Here is a 13,913-nt window from a genome sequence, read left to right as displayed (position 1 = left end):
GCCCGGCTCGGCGCCGCGGTGCACATCACCGGCCGCGACGCCTCGCGGCTCGACGACGCGCGCTCCCTGCTGGCCGAGGAGCAGCCCCTCGCCGAGGTGACGGCCCACGTCGCGGACGTCAGCGACCTCGCGGCGACGGCGGAGTTCGCCCGAGAGCTCTCCGCGCAGGTGCCGCGCCTGCACGCCGTCGTGCACAACGCCGGCGTCATGCCACCGAAGCGCACGGTCACGCCGGAGGGGCACGAGCTGGCCCTCGCCACGCACGTGCTCGGCCCGCACGTGCTGACCTACGGCCTGCGCAAGGCGCTCGCCGGCGGTCGCGTCGTCCTCGTGACGTCGGGCGGTGCCTACGGCCAGCGCCTCGACGCCGATGATCCCGAGTACACGGCGGGCGACTACTCCGGGGTCACGGCCTATGCCCGGACCAAGCGCATGCAGCTCGTCCTCACCGAGCTCTGGGCCCGCGACCTGGAGCTCGACGGCATCCGCGTCCACTCGATGCACCCCGGCTGGGCCGACACCCCGGGCATCACCGACTCGCTGCCCCGCTTCGCCGCCGTCACCGGGCCGCTGCTGCGCGACGCCGACTCGGGCGCCGACACCGCCGTGTGGCTCACCGGCACCGCCGACCCCATCGGCACCGGCGGCTTCTGGCACGACCGGCGCCGGCGCCCGACGCACTACGCGCCCGTCGGCATCGAGACGCCCCAGCAGGTCGCGCAGTTCTGGGACTTCGTCCTGGACGCGACCGAGCAGCCCGCGCGGGGCGCCTGARCCAGGCGGACGGCATACGCCCCCGGCGGGTCAGGCCGGCGCGCCGCCCGCCAGATAGGTCGTGAGGGAGGCTCGCCAGTCGCCGATGGGGGTGACGCCGGCGCGCTCGAGCGAGTCGTGCGACAGCACGCTCCACGAGGGCCTCGGGGCCGGCAGCCCCAGGGCCTGGCTCGTCGTCGGCTGCACCCGCTCGGGGTCGAGGCCCCGCTCCTCGAAGACGGCCTGGGCCAGGCCGCGCCACGTCGTGCGCCCTGACGCGGTGCCGTGGTGCACGCCGTAGGAGGCCGGTGCGGCGACGAGCCGGACGATGAGGTCGGCCAGGTCGACGGTCCACGTCGGCTGTCCGACCTGGTCGTCGACGACCGTCAGCGTTTCGCGCTCGGCGGCGAGGCGCAGCATCGTCTTGACGAAGTTGCCACCGCCCGCGCCGTAGAGCCACGCGGTGCGGATGATCCACGACTCGGGGCACAGGGCCTGCACGGCCCACTCGCCGGCGGCCTTGGTGCGGCCGTAGGCCGAGCCGGGGGCGATGGGGTGGTCGACGGGATACGGCTCGCGGGCGTCGCCGTCGAAGACGTAGTCGGTCGAGATCTGCACCATGCGGGCCCCTGCCCGTGCTGCGGCCCGGGCGAGGTTGGCGGCGCCGACGGCGTTGACGGCGAAGGCGCCGGCCTCGTCGGTCTCGGCGGCGTCGACCGCGGTCCACGCGGCGCAGTTGACGACGAGGTCGTGCCCCTCGACGCCGGCCAGGCACTCGGACGGGTCGGTGACGTCGAGGTCGCCGCGGTCCATCAGGGTGACGACGTGCCCGGCCGCGCGCAGCGCGGGGGCGAGGTCGTGGGCGAGCATGCCGCCGGCGCCGGTGACGATGACCCGCAGCGCGTCGCCTGCGACGGGGCTCACCGGCCCAGCCTGGCGTAGGTGTGCTCGGCCTCCTCCTTGGCGGTCTGCCACCACGCCTCGTTGTCGCGGTACCACGCGACGGTCGCTTCGAGGCCAGCGCGGATGTCGCTGTAGCGGGGGCGCCAGTCGGTCTCGGCGCGCAGCTTGGAGGAGTCGATGGCGTAGCGCAGGTCGTGACCGGGACGGTCGTTGACGTGTTCGAACCAGTCGGCGGGCTGGCCCGTCAGCTCGAGCAGCAGCTGCACGATCTCGAGGTTGTTGCGCTCGCCGTCGGCGCCGATGAGGTAGGTCTCGCCGAGACGTCCCTGCTCGAGGATCGCGATGACGGCGTCGTTGTGGTCATCGACATGGATCCAGTCGCGGACGTTGAGCCCGGAGCCGTAGAGCTTGGGCTTGGTGCCTTGGAGGATGTTGGTGATCTGGCGGGGGATGAACTTCTCGACGTGCTGGCGCGGGCCGTAGTTGTTCGAGCAGTTCGACACTGTCGCGTTGAGGCCGAACGAGCGGATCCACGCGCGGACGAGCAGGTCGGCGCCGGCCTTGGTCGCCGAGTAGGGGCTCGAGGGGTTGACCGGGGTGGCCTCGGTGAAGCGCTGCGGGTCGTCGAGCTCGAGGTCGCCGTAGACCTCGTCGGTGGAGATGTGGTGCAGCCGCTTGCCGTGCTTGCGGATCGCCTCGAGCAGGGTGAAGGTGCCGACGACGTTGCTCTCGACGAAGGGCCACGGGCTGTCGAGGCTGTTGTCGTTGTGCGACTCGGCCGCGAAGTGCACGACGACGTCGCAGTCGGCCACGAGCGGGTCGACGACGGCCGCGTCGGCCACCGACCCGACCACGAGACGCACGTCACCAGCCCCTTCCCCAGCCCCGTCACCGAGGACGGGATCGAGCGAGGCCCGGTTGGCGGCATACGACATCGAGTCGAGCACGGTGATCGACCAGTCGGGCCGGGTCCGGCGGGTGCGGAGGACGAAGTTCGAGCCGATGAAACCGGCCCCACCCGTGACGAGAAGACGCATGGCGCGGAGCCTACCGAACCTCTCACCGGTCGGGATTCCCGCGGGGACGCCGCGGGGACGCCGCGGGGCGGCCACGGCGGGCCAACCGGCCCCGTGGCCGTGTTCCGTATGCTGCCGCTCGTGCATATCTCGGTGATCGGCTGTGGCTATCTGGGCGCGGTTCACGCTGCGTGCATGGCGGGGCTCGGCCACGACGTGGTGGGCCTCGACGTCGACGCCGCCAAGGTCGAYCGGCTCGGCAGGGGGGTGGCGCCTTTCCACGAGCCCGGCTTCGAGGAGGTTCTCACCGAGGCGCTCGCCTCGGGGCGGCTGACCTTCACGACTGATCCCAGCGCCATCACCGAGTGCGACCTGCACTTCATCGCCGTCGGCACCCCGCAACGGGCCAAGAGCTATGCCGCAGACATGACCTACGTCTGGTCGGCCGTGGACACCGTGCTGGAGCACGCCAAGGTGCCCGACGGCGGCCCGGCCGTCATCGTCGGCAAGTCGACGGTGCCAGTGGGCACCGCGCAGGCGATCGCCGACCGGGTGGCCGGCGCAGACCTCGACGCGGTCGTGGTGTGGAACCCGGAGTTCCTCCGCGAGGGCTTCGCCGTGCAGGACACGACAGCCCCCGACCGGATCGTCTACGGCCTTCCCGAGGACCGGGAGCGCGGCGAGATCGGCCGGGCCGCCCTCGACCGGGTCTATGCGCCCATCCTGGAGCGGGGCACGCCGCGACTGGTGGTCAACTACCCCACGGCCGAGCTCGTCAAGGTCGCTGCCAACTCCTTCCTCGCCACGAAGATCTCGTTCATCAACTCGATGGCCGAGCTGTGCGACGCCACCGGCGGCGACGTCGCGCGCCTGGCCGAGGCGATCGGGCACGACGAGCGCATCGGCCACAAGTTCCTTCGCGCCGGCATCGGCTTCGGCGGCGGCTGCCTCCCGAAGGACATCCGCGCGTTCATGGCCCGCGCCGGCGAGCTCGGCGTCGACCAGTCGCTGACCTTCCTCCGCGAGGTCGACTCGATCAACCTGCGTCGGCGCGACCACGCCGTTGACGTCGCCGCCGAGATGGCCGGCGGTCGCCTCGTCGGGGTCAAGGTGGCGGTGCTCGGCCTCACCTTCAAGCCCGACAGCGACGACGTGCGCGACTCGCCCGCCCTCGACATCGCCGGACGGCTCTGGGGACGCGGTGCCACCGTCGTCGCGACCGACCCCGCCGGCGCCACGCCCGTCCGGGCGATGCGGCCCGACCTGCACGTCGTCGACACAGCCGACGAGGCGCTCATCGGCGCCGACATCGTCATGCTGCTCACCGAGTGGCCCGAGTACGTCGCCCTCGATCCCGCCCGAACCCGTTCGCTCGTGCGGACGCCGCGCATCATCGACGGTCGCAATGCCCTCGACCCGCGGGCCTGGGCCGACGCCGGCTGGGGCTACCGGGGGATGGGGCGCACCGCCTCGACCTGGTGACGCGCGGAATGGCGCTCATGGACACCTGCGGTGCGCGCTCGAGGCCCGGGCGGCACCGTCCCCTACGCTGGCGACCATGAAGGGCATCATCCTCGCCGGGGGCACCGGCAGCCGGCTTCACCCGATCACCCGCGGCATCAGCAAGCAGCTGATGCCCGTCTACGACAAGCCGATGGTCTACTACCCGCTCTCGACGCTGATGATGGCCGGCATCAGCGAGGTGCTCGTCATCACCACGCCCGCCGACGCGGAGCAGTTCGAGCGTCTCCTCGGCGACGGCTCGCAGTGGGGGATCAGCATCACGTATGCCGTGCAGGCGAGCCCCGACGGCCTGGCGCAGGCCTTCATCCTCGGCGCCGACTTCATCGGCGAGGACAGCGTGGCCCTCGTGCTGGGCGACAACATCTTCTTCGGCCCCGGCCTCGGCACGCGGCTGCAGGACAACACCGACGTGGTCGGCGGGCACGTCTTCGCCTATCGCGTCGCGGACCCGACGGCCTACGGCGTGGTCGAGTTCGACGGCGACGGGAGGGTGCTGTCCATCGAGGAGAAGCCGGAGAAGCCGAGGTCGAGCTATGCGGTGCCCGGCCTGTACTTCTATGACAACGACGTCGTCGAGATCGCCCGTGGCCTGACGCCGAGCGCCCGGGGCGAGCTGGAGATCACCGCCGTCAACGACGCGTACCTGCGCCGCGGCGACCTCACCGTGAGCGTCCTGCCCCGCGGGACGGCCTGGTTCGACACCGGCACCTTCGAGGGCCTCATCGAGGCCAGCCAGTTCGTCCACGTCGTCGAGGCGCGGCAGGGTCAGAAGATCGGGTGCGTCGAGGAGATCGCCTGGCGTCAGGGCTGGCTCACCGACGAGCAGCTCGCGGTGCACGCCGAAGACCAGGTCAAGAGCGGCTACGGCGTCTACCTGCACTCCCTCATCGCCGAAGGACGGGAACGACGCTGATGGACATCCGCCACCTGAGGATCTCCGGTGCCTGGGAGATCACGCCGCGCCAGTTCCCCGACGGGCGCGGCGTGTTCCTCGAGTCGTTCCGCGGCGATCACCTCGCCGAGGTCGTCGGGCACCGGCTCGACGTGGTGCAGACCAACGTCTCGGTGTCTGCCCGCGGCACGGTGCGGGGGATCCACTTCGCCGACGTGCCGGTCGGGCAGGCGAAGTACGTCACCGCCGTGTCGGGCTCGCTCATCGACTACGTCGTCGACCTGCGCGTCGGCTCACCGACCTTCGGGCAGTGGGACTCGGTGCTGCTCGACGCGGTGGACCGGCGCGCCGTCTACCTCTCCGAGGGTCTCGGCCACGCGTTCTGCGCCCTCGAGGACGGCACCACCGCGCACTACCTGTGTTCGGCGGCCTACAACCCCGAGGCCGAGCACGGCATCAACCCGCTCGACCCTGCGGTGGGGCTCGTGCTGCCCGACGGCATCGAGCCGCTCCTGTCGCCCAAGGACTCCGCCGCGCCGACACTCGCCGCTGCCGAGGAGTCGGGCCTGCTGCCCTCCTATGCCGCGTGCCTCGACTTCCAGGCGAGCCAGGCGAGCCAGTCGAGCCAGGAGAGCCAGGCGCCGGCGAGAGGTCGCTGACCCCGCTGGGCAGACGGCATACACCCTGGGTGCGGGCTCAGGGACGAAGCCAGCAGGTCCAGCGCTCGAGGCGCAGGTAGCCGAGCCGCTCGTAGACGGGCTGGCCGTCGTCGCTGGCGATGAGAACCGCGGGCTGTCCGGCCCACGCGGTCGTCGCTGCCCACGTGAGCGCGGCGCCGGCGCCGTGGCCGCGGGCGCTCGAGAGCACGGCGACGTTCTCGACCACGTTGACGCCGGCGGCCGAGTGCGCGGCCGCGGTGGCGACCGGGGTCCCACCGTCGTAGCCGACGAAGACCTTGGTCGGGCCGGCCACGACCTCGGGGCGGTAGAAGTCGCCGGGTGGCAGGTCGGCCATGTCGGGCATCGGGTAGCCCTCGACGAGCACCCTCTCGGCGTCCCGGAGCTGCTCGCCCGTCGTCGCCTCCCGGACGTCGAGCGGTGTGGCGGGGGTCGTCGTGGCGGTGGCCGTCGGGCGGAACATCAGCGGCGGGTGCCCGACGAGCCCGAGGCCGTGCCGGGTCAGGTCCGGCGTCGGGAAGGGGCTGATGACGAGTGCCGCGACACCGTCGGGGTATGCCGTCGCGATGGCTCCCACGGTCTGCGCCCAGTCCCGCGGTGGGCGCGTGACGATCGCCCAGTTGTGCAGGGCCGACGGGCCGCCGCCGCGGCCGGCGCACCAGTCCGGGCCCTCGGCGAAGGTGCCGCGCGCTGCGGTCGTCAGGGCCCGGGCCCAGGAGACGTGCGCGAGGACGGCCTGTCGGACGAGCGAGTCGGTCGGGGCGAGGTCGTCCTCCCAGCCGGTCGCGAGGTGCTCACCCTCCTCGGGCAGCATCGAGGTCATGCCACCACTGTCGACCGTGCTGGCGCTCGGGGGACGGGCTTTCGCCTGATCCGGGGACTCGGCGGATCAGGTGAGGTCGGTGCGGCCCCGGGCGATCAGGGTCTCGACGACCTGCTTGACCTCCTGGACCCGGTCGGGGCGGGTGATGAGCAGGGCGTCCTGCGTGTCGATGACGACGAGGTCCTCCACCCCGATGAGGGCGACGAGTCGGCCGCCGGCCGCGACCGTGGCCCGCGAGTCGATGCTGATGATGTCGTCGGTGGGGCCGAGGGCGGTGATGCCGGGCAGTGAGCCCGACACGGGGGCGAGCCGGGTGAGGGAGGCGAAGTCGCCCACGTCGTCCCAGCCCAGGGCGGCGGGCACGACGGCGACGCGGCCTGCTGCCGCGGCGGGCTCGGCGACGGCGTGGTCGATGGCGATCTTCTGCAGCGACGGCCACAGGTCCGGCATCCGGCGGGGGTCGGCAGCGATGGTGCGCAGGCTCTCGACCATGTCGGCGTGCTTCTCGGAGAGCAGCTCGAGCAGGGTCGTCGCGCCGACGACGAACATGCCTGCGTTCCAACGGTATTCACCGCTGTCGAGGTAGCGGGTCGCCGTCTCCAGGTCGGGCTTCTCGACGAACTCGTCGACGCGGTGGGCGCTCGGCGCACCGACGACGTCGAGCGGCTCGCCGAGCCGGATGTAGCCGTAGCCGGTCGCCGGCCCGGTCGGGTCGATGCCGATCGTCACGAGCTCGCCGCGCCGCGCGAGGACGACCGCTTCGCCGACGGCGCGCCGGAAGTTGTCGGGCTCGGTGATGACGTGGTCGGCGGCGAAGGAGCCCAGGACGGCCTCCGGGTCGCGGCGCTCGAGGACGGCCGCGGCGAGGCCGATGGCCGGCATCGAGTCGCGGGGCGAGGGCTCACCGATGACGGCGTCGTAGCCGAGCATCGGGAGCTGACGGCGGACGGCCTCCTCGTGGGCGACGCCGGTCACGACGAGGATCCGCTCGCCGACGAGCGGCTCGAGCCGGTCCCACGTCGCGCGCAGCAGCGACTGGCCGGAGCCGGTCAGGTCGTGGAGGAACTTGGGGGAGTGACGCCGGGAGATCGGCCACAGCCGGGTGCCGGAGCCGCCTGCGGGGATCACGGCCCAGAAACCGGGGATGCCTGTCATGGGCCACACCGTATCCAGTTCGGGACGGCGCGACGGCGTCGACGACCCGTCAGCCGATGTCTCGTCGTCGCAGGGCGGCGAGGCCGGCGGCGCCGACGACGGCGGCGACGAGGGTCAGCCCGACGAGCGGCGTCCACTCCAGCGTGCCGCCCGGCAGCGCGGGCAGGTGCGTGAACGGCGAGAGGTCGACGAGCCAGCCGGGCAGCTTGAGCAGGTCACCGAACTCGCCGAGCAGGAGGAAGACGATCAGGGCGGCCCACGCCAGTCCGGTGAAGCGGGGAAGGGCGCCGTAGAGCAGCATCGCGACGGCCATGACCACCCAGACGGCCGGCAGTGCCGAGATCGCCGCGCCCGTGAGGCGACCCACGGTCCCGCCGATGTCGCCCACGTCGGCTCCGTGGACGAGGCCGGCCACCGTGGCACCGACGAGCAGGACGAGCGCCGAGGCGAGGCCCGCGAGGACGACGTGGCCGAGCGCCCACGCGACCCGCCTCACCGGCGTCGCCAGGATGGCCTCGAGATGCGTCGTCGTCTCCTCGGTGTGCATCCGCGTGATGAGCGCGATGGCCAGGGCGGACGCACCGATGGCCGCGAAGTGAAGCTCGGTGGCGAAGTAGAGGTCGATGACGGACCCGGCGTCACCGCCGAGGGCCTTGAGCATGTCGGCGACCTGGGGGGAGTCGACGAAGGTCGCGACGCTTCGCGCGATCGACCCGAGGACGACGCCGAGCACCACGTAGGCGACGACCCAGCCGACGAGCGTGGCGCGGGCGAGCCGCCGGGTGAGGGCCCCCGGCGAGGCGATCGTGCTGCGCTCGTGTCCGGCCCTGCTGGGCAGCACCCCGGCCCCCAGGTCGCGTCGGTCGAGCAGAGCGAAGGCGACAACGACGAGGGCGGCGTAGAGCGCGAGGCCGAGCACCACGATCCAGTAACGGTTCTCGCCGAAGGGCGAGACCTTGACGCCCCAGCCGAGCGGCGAGATCCAGGAGAGGAACCGCGCCGGGCTGTCCGCGGCCGCGGTGTCGCCGACGGCGCGCACGAGGAATGCGACGGCCAGCGCTCCGAGCGACCACCCCGCCGTGCCGCGGGTGCTTGAGGTCAGCTGGGCCGCGACGGCCGTGACGCCGACCCACGAGAGGCCGATGACGAGCCAGGTGACGCCGAGAGCGACCGAGCCGGCCGGGTGGAGCCCGACGGCGATGGACCACACGACGGTGAGGGCCACGGTGAGCAGCACGGCGAACGTGCCGAGCAGCACGGCCGCCGTCAGCGCCGCCCGCCTGCCGACGACGCCGGCGCCGAGCAGCTCGAGCCGCCCTGCCTCCTCCTCGGTTCGGGTGTGGCGCCGGACGACGACGTAGGCGAGCAGGGCGAGGAAGACGCCGCCGAGGAGCACCGACTTGAACGTCGCGATCGAGTCGATGCCGAGGCTCGAGATGGGGCCGTACATGGCGACGAGCGCCGGGTTGGACAGGGTCGGTGCCATCGCCTCCTGGGCTGCCCCGAGGTCGGGGAAGAGCTCGAAGGTCGCCTTCGCCGACACCGCGACGAAGGCGGCGAGGCCGAAGGCGCTGACCGGCACGAGCACCCGGTCGCGGCGGGCCGCGAGGCGCAGCAGCGACATCGTCCCGGTGAGGCCGGCGCTGGCTCGGAGCGGGGCCGGGCGGGCGGGTGGGCGCGCCGGCGCGGTGACGGTGGTCATGTCGCTGCCGCCGGGGTCGAGCGGTACTGCTCCATGAAGAGCTCCTCGAGCGTCGGGGGAGCGCTGGTCAGGGCCGTGATCCCGTGCGAGCCGAGCAGTTCGAGCAGGCGCCCGAGGTCGTCGCTGCCTACCGTGCACATCACCTGGTCGCCGGACACCGTGACGTCGGCGACCCCGGGCACGGCCTCGACCTGCGCCGCGTCGATGGCATGGGCGAGCGTCGCGCGGACCGTCGTCCGGGACAGGTGGCGCAGCTGGGTCAGGGTGCCGGACTCGACGTTGCGGCCCTCGCGGATGATGCTGACCCGGTCGCAGAGGTGCTCCACCTCGGAGAGGATGTGGCTCGACAGGAGCACCGTGCCACCGGCCTCCCGGAACTCGCGGACGACCTCGCGGAAGACCGCCTCCATGAGCGGGTCGAGGCCCGAAGTCGGCTCGTCGAGCAGGAGCAGCTCGACGTCGGAGGACAGGGCCGCGACGAGGGCCACCTTCTGCCGGTTGCCCTTGGAGTACGAGCGGCCCTTCTTCGTCGGGTCGAGGTCGAAGCGCTCGATCATCGAGGCGCGGCGCTGCTCGTCGACGCCCCCGCGCAGCCGGGCGAGGATGTCGATGACCTCGCCGCCCGTGAGGTTGGGCCACAGGGCGACGTCGCCGGGCACGTAGGCGAGGCGCCGGTGCAGCGACTCGACCTCGCGCCACGGGTCGCCGCCGAGGAGGGTGGCGGTGCCGCCGTCGGAGCGCAGGAGACCGAGCAGGATGCGCAGGGTCGTCGACTTGCCGGCGCCGTTGGGCCCGAGGAAGCCGTGGATCTCGCCGGTCGCCACGTCGAGGTCGAGCCCGTCGAGGGCGACCGTGCGACCGAAGCTCTTGTGCAGCCCCTGCACCTGGATCGCGGATGTCATGTATCGACGGTACACAAGATTCACGGTTTACTGAATGATATGACGGATCGATAGGGTGACAGTCCCGGAGACCGAAGGAGCCGCCCCATGACCGAACGCGACGAACGCGCGGTCGCTGCCTACGTCGAGAGGTTCGGCAACGTCCTCACCGAGGCCGGTATGCCGCGCCTCGCGGCCCGCGTCTTCGCCCAGCTGCTCGCCGACGCCGACGGTCGGATGACGGCCCTCGAGCTCACCGAGGCGCTCGACGTGAGCCCCGCTGCCGTGTCCGGCGCGGTCCAGTACCTCACCCAGACCCACCTCATCGGCAAGGAGCGCGAGCGCGGCTCGCGGCGCGACGTCTACGTCGTGCACCTCGACGCGTGGCACGAGGCGATGCTGAGCCGCGACCGGCTGCTCGCGCAGATGGAGTCCTCGGTCCGGGCCGGGCTCGACGCCGTCGGGGGAGTCGGGAGCGCCGCCGGACGCCGGCTCGCCCTGTCGGTCGAGTTCCTCGACCACGTGACGCGCGAGATGGCCGGCGTGCACGCCAGCTGGGAGGAGCGCCGCGCCCAGATCGCCGCCACCTGGCCCGCCGACGCCTGACTGCCCCACCCACCTCACCCCCGCCCCTCCCTTTCACCGTCGAGTGGCCACCTCTGGCCGCCTCCCCACCGTCGAAAGGCCACGTTTGGCCGCCTCCCACCCGTCGAGGGGCCACGTCTGGCTGCCTCCCAACCGTCGAGAGGCCACGTCTTGTCGGGACCCGGGCTCACGGCATTCGCCCTCGGTGACGTGAGATCGGCAACGTTCGGCGACCGGACGGCGGCGACCGACCCCCGCGCCGATACGCTCGGCAGCATGGCTGACAGCACTGGTGCGCGCTCCGAGTCCGACCTGCCCATCGAGCCCGTCTACGACGCGTCGGCCCTGGCCGGCTTCGACGCGGACAGCAAGCTCGGCGCGCCCGGCAGCTACCCGTTCACGCGTGGTGTCTACCCGTCGATGTACACCGGGCGGCCGTGGACGATGCGGCAGTACGCCGGCTTCGGCACCGCCAAGGAGAGCAACCAGCGCTACCACCAGCTCGTCAAGGCCGGCACCGGTGGCCTCTCGGTCGCCTTCGACCTGCCGACGCAGATGGGCTACGACTCCGACGAGGCCATCGCGCACGGCGAGGTCGGCAAGGTCGGCGTCGCCATCGACAGCCTCGACGACATGCGGACCCTCTTCGACGGGCTCCCGCTCGACAAGATCTCGACGTCGATGACGATCAACGCGCCCGGCTCGACGCTGCTCCTGCTCTACCAGCTCGTCGCGGAGGAGCAGGGCGTCGGCGGTGACCAGCTGACCGGCACGATCCAGAACGACGTGCTCAAGGAGTACATCGCGCGCGGCACCTACATCTACCCGCCGCGCGAGTCCCTGCGCCTCATCGCCGACATCTTTGCCTACTGCCGCAAGGAGATGCCACGCTGGAACACCATCTCCATCAGCGGCTACCACATGGCCGAGGCCGGGGCGACGCCCGTGCAGGAGATCGCCTTTACCATAGCCAACGCGATGGAGTACGTCCGCGCCGCGCAGGCCGCCGGGCTGCACGTCGACGACTTCGCGCCGCGCCTCTCCTTCTTCTTCGTCGCGCGCACGACCCTCATCGAGGAGGTCGCGAAGTTCCGCGCGGCCCGTCGCATCTGGGCGCGAATCATGAAGGAGGAGTTCGGCGCCCAGGATCCGAAGTCGATGATGCTGCGCTTCCACACCCAGACCGCCGGCGTGCAGCTGACGGCGCAGCAGCCCGAGGTCAACCTCGTCCGCGTCGCGCTGCAAGGTCTCGGCGCGGTGCTGGGGGGCACGCAGTCGCTCCACACCAACTCCTTCGACGAGGCCATCGCGCTGCCGACGGAGAAGGCCGCGCGCCTCGCACTCCGCACGCAGCAGGTCATCGCCTACGAGACCGACGTGACGAAAACCGTTGACCCGTTTGCCGGTTCATACGTCGTCGAGTCGATGACCGACGAGATCGAGGCGGCGGCGCTCGCGCTGATCCGGGCCGTCGAGGACAAGGGTGGCGCCGTCGCGGCCATCGAGCAGGGCTTCCAGAAGAGCGAGATCGAGCGCTCCGCGTACCGGGTCCAGCTCGAGATCGACAACGGCGAGCGCACTGTCGTCGGCGTCAACCGCTTCGTCCTCGACCAGGAGGACCACTACGAGCCGCTCCGCGTCGACCCGACGATCGAGGCGGACCAGCGCGCGCGCCTCGAGGCGCTGCGCGCCGACCGCGACAACGACGCCGTCAAGGCAGCGCTCGGCCGCCTCCAGGAAGCGGCCCGCGGCACCGACAACCTGCTCTACCCGATGAAGGAGGCGCTCGCCGCGCGCGCCACCGGAGGCGAGGTCGCGCACGCGCTGCGCGAGGTCTGGGGCACCTACCAGCCCCGCGAGACCTTCTGACACGAGGCCGTATGCCGTGTGCCCGGCCTCCCTGCCGGGCCGACCGGCCGGATCGAACCCGGGAAACGCGCCTCAGGACGCCTTTCGCGGCTTCGATCCGGTTAGTCGTCCCGTTCGGAGGCGGCGCACGCCCTGCGACCGGCGCAGCGCGACGAGATCCTCGATGGCGGAACGCACCACATCCGGCTCGAACATGACCTGCTCCCACGTGAACCGGAGCACGAGCCAGTCGCGCGTCACGAGACCGTTGTAGCGGCGGCAGTCGCGGTCGAACGCCTTGCGCTCCGTGTGGAACTCGTGGCTGTCCGCCTCCAGCACCAGCCGGAGACCCTCGTCCGCGAGATCCACCCGCGCGAAGAACCCGTCGTAGCGGATCCGTGTCTGCGGCTCGACCACGAGCCCCGGCACACCCAGTGCGATGGCCCGGAGCGACGACTCGAAGGGTCCGGTTGCCCGGGCGTCGGAGGCGGCGAGCACGCGAGCGACCTGGTCGCGCTGCCGCACGGGCAGCCACGCGCTCCGGGCCAGCACCGTCGACGGGTCGCAGGCCCCCTCGACGTGCCGAGTCGGCGACGGACAGGGCGTCGGCGAACGGTAGGTCGAGGCAGCAGTCGATGACCGTCCGCACGGGGGTCGTGACCCACCCGTCGGCGACGTCGTCGGCGTCGAGGTCGCGCCAGTGCAGGATGACACCGTCCGACGCGCCGCTCGGCAGGCTGCGCTTGGCCCGGACCGTCACGTGCGGGTCGGCGGATGCGAGCCGCACCTTCCAGCCCCAGTGCAGCGCGGCAGTGGTGTGGGAGGCCGCGCCGCTGAGCCGGTGGGCAGCAGCCTGGGCGGCGTTCGCGCCGGCGAGACAGTAGTGGCCGTGCGACGTGCGCCGGATGAGCCCTGCGTCGAGCGCGGCGTCGATGTGACGCCAGTGCACCACGGCGAGCCGTAGCTGCCGCCGGGTGGCCGTGCCTCCGAGCCGGACGAGTGCCTTGACCGCGCGCATGGACCGATGCTGGCAGCGGCGGTCTGGGGGCCGCCCGCGTTGTCCACAGGGGTCGTCCGGCCGGAGCGAGACCCGAAMACGTGTCTCTAGGCCACTTTCGGTGACTCGATCCGGCCGGTCCGCCCGGCGCAGGGGC

General features: G+C 72.1%; 13 protein-coding genes. 6 read left to right on the top strand and 7 right to left on the bottom strand.

Translation table 11 applies throughout. The annotated features are described in order from the left end of the window. On the top strand, positions 1-774 hold a 774-nt coding region (locus tag AC1DP0_RS07575; protein ID WP_478083330.1), incomplete at its 5' end, for an SDR family oxidoreductase. A gap of 30 nt (positions 775-804) precedes the next feature. On the opposite strand, the gene rfbD is transcribed toward AC1DP0_RS07575, so the two are convergent. Together rfbD and rfbB are read right to left on the bottom strand one after the other, a co-directional pair. Next, positions 805-1,677, bottom strand: coding sequence for a dTDP-4-dehydrorhamnose reductase (rfbD, locus tag AC1DP0_RS07570; RefSeq protein ID WP_478083328.1), 873 nt, complete (start codon positions 1,675-1,677; stop codon positions 805-807). Beyond that, a complete protein-coding gene (gene rfbB, locus AC1DP0_RS07565; RefSeq protein ID WP_478083327.1) occupies positions 1,674-2,693 on the bottom strand; it encodes a dTDP-glucose 4,6-dehydratase in 1,020 nt (339 codons plus the stop codon). Before rfbB ends, rfbD begins: the two co-directional genes overlap by 4 nt. A gap of 120 nt (positions 2,694-2,813) precedes the next feature. On the opposite strand from rfbB, the gene AC1DP0_RS07560 reads away from it, so the two are divergent. The 3 genes from AC1DP0_RS07560 (at position 2,814) to AC1DP0_RS07550 (ending at position 5,747) form a co-directional block, all read left to right on the top strand. Next, complete coding sequence (locus AC1DP0_RS07560; protein ID WP_478083326.1) at positions 2,814-4,154, top strand: UDP-glucose dehydrogenase family protein; 1,341 nt, start codon at positions 2,814-2,816, stop codon at positions 4,152-4,154. A gap of 76 nt (positions 4,155-4,230) precedes the next feature. Further along, positions 4,231-5,109: a glucose-1-phosphate thymidylyltransferase RfbA gene (gene rfbA / locus AC1DP0_RS07555; RefSeq protein ID WP_478083325.1), complete on the top strand. Its 879-nt coding sequence runs from the start codon at positions 4,231-4,233 to the stop codon at positions 5,107-5,109. Then, complete coding sequence (locus AC1DP0_RS07550; protein ID WP_478083324.1) at positions 5,109-5,747, top strand: dTDP-4-dehydrorhamnose 3,5-epimerase family protein; 639 nt, start codon at positions 5,109-5,111, stop codon at positions 5,745-5,747. Before rfbA ends, AC1DP0_RS07550 begins: the two co-directional genes overlap by 1 nt. 37 nt (positions 5,748-5,784) lie before the next feature. On the opposite strand, the gene AC1DP0_RS07545 is transcribed toward AC1DP0_RS07550, so the two are convergent. From AC1DP0_RS07545 to AC1DP0_RS07530, 4 genes are all read right to left on the bottom strand, one after another. Next, positions 5,785-6,588 (bottom strand): GNAT family N-acetyltransferase, encoded by an 804-nt coding sequence (locus tag AC1DP0_RS07545; RefSeq protein WP_478083323.1) that lies wholly within the window; start codon positions 6,586-6,588, stop codon positions 5,785-5,787. A 66-nt stretch (positions 6,589-6,654) separates the two neighbouring features. Further along, complete coding sequence (locus AC1DP0_RS07540; RefSeq protein WP_478083321.1) at positions 6,655-7,743, bottom strand: mannose-1-phosphate guanylyltransferase; 1,089 nt, start codon at positions 7,741-7,743, stop codon at positions 6,655-6,657. 49 nt (positions 7,744-7,792) lie between these two features. Continuing rightward, on the bottom strand, positions 7,793-9,445 hold the full coding sequence (locus AC1DP0_RS07535; protein WP_478083320.1) for an ABC transporter permease: 1,653 nt from the start codon (positions 9,443-9,445) through the stop codon (positions 7,793-7,795). Then, positions 9,442-10,347: an ABC transporter ATP-binding protein gene (locus AC1DP0_RS07530; RefSeq protein WP_478083319.1), complete on the bottom strand. Its 906-nt coding sequence runs from the start codon at positions 10,345-10,347 to the stop codon at positions 9,442-9,444. Before AC1DP0_RS07530 ends, AC1DP0_RS07535 begins: the two co-directional genes overlap by 4 nt. Before the next feature lie 87 nt (positions 10,348-10,434). Between AC1DP0_RS07530 and AC1DP0_RS07525 the strand changes: the two genes are divergently transcribed. Both AC1DP0_RS07525 and AC1DP0_RS07520 read left to right on the top strand, forming a co-directional pair. Then, on the top strand, positions 10,435-10,932 hold the full coding sequence (locus AC1DP0_RS07525) for a GbsR/MarR family transcriptional regulator (protein ID WP_478083318.1): 498 nt from the start codon (positions 10,435-10,437) through the stop codon (positions 10,930-10,932). Positions 10,933-11,187: 255 nt separating this feature from the next. Continuing rightward, complete coding sequence (locus tag AC1DP0_RS07520; protein WP_478083317.1) at positions 11,188-12,780, top strand: acyl-CoA mutase large subunit family protein; 1,593 nt, start codon at positions 11,188-11,190, stop codon at positions 12,778-12,780. Positions 12,781-12,852: 72 nt separating this feature from the next. Here the strand turns inward: AC1DP0_RS07520 and AC1DP0_RS07515 are convergent, their stop codons facing one another. Next, the gene (locus AC1DP0_RS07515) at positions 12,853-13,311 is read right to left on the bottom strand and encodes an endonuclease domain-containing protein (protein ID WP_478083316.1); all 459 of its coding nucleotides are present in this window, start codon (positions 13,309-13,311) and stop codon (positions 12,853-12,855) included. Positions 13,312-13,913: the final 602 nt, after the last annotated feature.

This window comes from Terrabacter sp. P5_B1 (assembly GCF_056400505.1).
Note: the sequence above shows the minus strand (reverse complement) of the source record. Positions and strands in the feature narration are given on the sequence as shown.

What these genes read in the sequence shown, in the direction of transcription:
- rfbB (WP_478083327.1), bottom strand. Translation starts at nt 2,693, where the DNA reads ATGCGTCTTCTCGTCACGGGTGGGGCCGGTTTCATCGGCTCGAACTTC.
- rfbA (WP_478083325.1), top strand. Translation starts at nt 4,231, where the DNA reads ATGAAGGGCATCATCCTCGCCGGGGGCACCGGCAGCCGGCTTCACCCG.
- AC1DP0_RS07550 (WP_478083324.1), top strand. Translation starts at nt 5,109, where the DNA reads ATGGACATCCGCCACCTGAGGATCTCCGGTGCCTGGGAGATCACGCCG.
- AC1DP0_RS07545 (WP_478083323.1), bottom strand. Translation starts at nt 6,588, where the DNA reads ATGACCTCGATGCTGCCCGAGGAGGGTGAGCACCTCGCGACCGGCTGG.
- AC1DP0_RS07540 (WP_478083321.1), bottom strand. Translation starts at nt 7,743, where the DNA reads ATGACAGGCATCCCCGGTTTCTGGGCCGTGATCCCCGCAGGCGGCTCC.
- AC1DP0_RS07535 (WP_478083320.1), bottom strand. Translation starts at nt 9,445, where the DNA reads ATGACCACCGTCACCGCGCCGGCGCGCCCACCCGCCCGCCCGGCCCCG.
- AC1DP0_RS07530 (WP_478083319.1), bottom strand. Translation starts at nt 10,347, where the DNA reads ATGACATCCGCGATCCAGGTGCAGGGGCTGCACAAGAGCTTCGGTCGC.
- AC1DP0_RS07525 (WP_478083318.1), top strand. Translation starts at nt 10,435, where the DNA reads ATGACCGAACGCGACGAACGCGCGGTCGCTGCCTACGTCGAGAGGTTC.
- AC1DP0_RS07520 (WP_478083317.1), top strand. Translation starts at nt 11,188, where the DNA reads ATGGCTGACAGCACTGGTGCGCGCTCCGAGTCCGACCTGCCCATCGAG.